The sequence below is a fragment of the Streptomyces pimonensis genome, from assembly GCF_041380215.1.
Taxonomy (GTDB): Bacteria; Actinomycetota; Actinomycetes; order Streptomycetales; family Streptomycetaceae; genus Streptomyces; species Streptomyces pimonensis.
Map to the genome: position 1 here is coordinate 1 of NZ_JAHWZY010000097.1, position 1,792 is coordinate 1,792.

The window sequence follows — 1,792 nt, forward strand, 5'->3', positions numbered from 1 at the left end:
TCCGGAGTACTGGGTGCGGCACGTCCGCGAGTGCGTCCGCTTCGCCGACGCCATCCGCACGCTGGTGGACGAGGGAGTGAGCACGTTCGTCGAGGTCGGTCCCGGCGGCACGCTGGCCGCGCTGGGCCAGGAGACCGCGCCGGACGCCGTCTTCGTACCGGTGCTGCGGGGTGACCGTCCCGAAGCGGTGGCCGCCACGACGGCTGTCGGGCGACTGCACGTACGCGGTGCCGAGGTGAACTGGGAGGCGTTCCTCGCCGGCCGTGGCGCGCGGCGGGTGGACCTGCCGACGTACGCCTTCCAGCGTGAGCGCTTCTGGCTGGACACCCCGGTCGCCGCTCGGAGCGGCGTGGAGCGGACATCGCCGGGGGAGGCGCGGTTCTGGGAGGTCGTGGAGGAGGGGGACATCGCGGATCTCGCCCGTACACTGGGCGTGTCGGCCGATGATCCGCTCAGTGCCGTGCTCCCGAGCCTGTCCGCGTGGCGCAGGAAGCAGCGCGACCGGTCCACGGCCGACGGCTGGCGCTACCGCGTCGACTGGCGTCCGGTGGCACCCGACGGCCGACGGCTCGCCGGTGCCTGGCTGGTCGTCGCGGCGGCCGGTGAGGAGCGCGCGGAGTGGGTCGGTGACGCGCTGACCCGCAACGGCGCGGACGTGCGTGTCCTGCACGTGGACCCGCGAGCGGGCGGTTGGACGGACCGGCCGGTCGACCTGTCGGTGGTCGACGGCGTGGTGTCGCTGCTGGGCCTCGCCGACGCCGACGCCTCGACCGTGCCCACGGGTGTCGCCGCCACGCTCGCCCTGCAACGGGCCCTCGGCGAGGCGGACGTGCCGCTGTGGTCCGTGACGTCGGGCGCGGTGTCGGTGGACGGCGGTGACACCGCCGTCGGGTTCGAGCAGTCGATGCTGTGGGGCCTGGGCCGGGTGGCCGCGCTGGAGCAGCCTTCCCGCTGGGGCGGTCTCATCGACCTGCCCGAGACGCCTGAGGCACCGGACGGGACGGCGTGGGACCGCGAGACCGGTGATCTGCTGGCTTCCGTGCTCGCCGCCGGAACCGGTGGCGAGGACCAGGTCGCGCTGCGCGGCGGCCGGGTGCTGGGCCGCAGGCTGGTGCCCGCCCCGGTGGGCGAGGTGTCCGAGGCGGGCTGGTCGCCGCGTGGCACGGTCCTCGTCACCGGCGGCACCGGCGCCCTGGGCGCGCACGTCGCCCGCTGGCTGGCGGGCAAGGGCGCCGATCACCTGCTGCTCACCAGCAGGCGCGGACCGGCGGCCGAGGGCGCGGACGAGTTGTCCGCGGAGCTGACCGCGCTCGGCGCCCGGGTCACCATCGCGGCCTGTGACGTGGCCGATCGTGACACGCTGGCCGGCGTACTCGCCTCCGTTCCCGCCGAGTTCCCGCTCACCGCGGTCGTCCACGCCGCCGGCATCGAACGCTCGGCCGTCCTCGCCGACCTGGACCCGGACGACCTCACCGAGTTCGCCGACGTACTGGCGGCCAAGGCCGACGGTGCGCGGAACCTGCACGAGTTGCTGGCCGACACGCCCCTGGACGCGTTCGTCCTGTTCTCCTCCATCGCCGGGGTCTGGGGCAGCAGCGGGCAGGGCGCGTACGCGGCGGCCAACGCCTATCTGGACGGGCTGGCCGAGCACCGCCGGGCGGCGGGACTGCCCGCCACGGCCGTCGCGTGGGGGCCGTGGGGCGGCGGCGGCATGGTCGCCACCGACGCGCAGGCCGCCCGGTTGCGCCGCTGGGGCCTCGGGACGATGGCCCCGGACGTGGCGGTCGCCGCT

At 75.7% G+C, this 1,792-nt stretch carries 1 protein-coding gene; it reads left to right on the plus strand.

Going from position 1 to position 1,792, the window contains the following annotated elements:
• Nucleotides 1–1,792, plus strand: a 1,792-nt coding sequence (locus tag KYY02_RS33475) for an SDR family NAD(P)-dependent oxidoreductase (RefSeq protein ID WP_371244797.1), incomplete at both ends; no start/stop codon positions are given.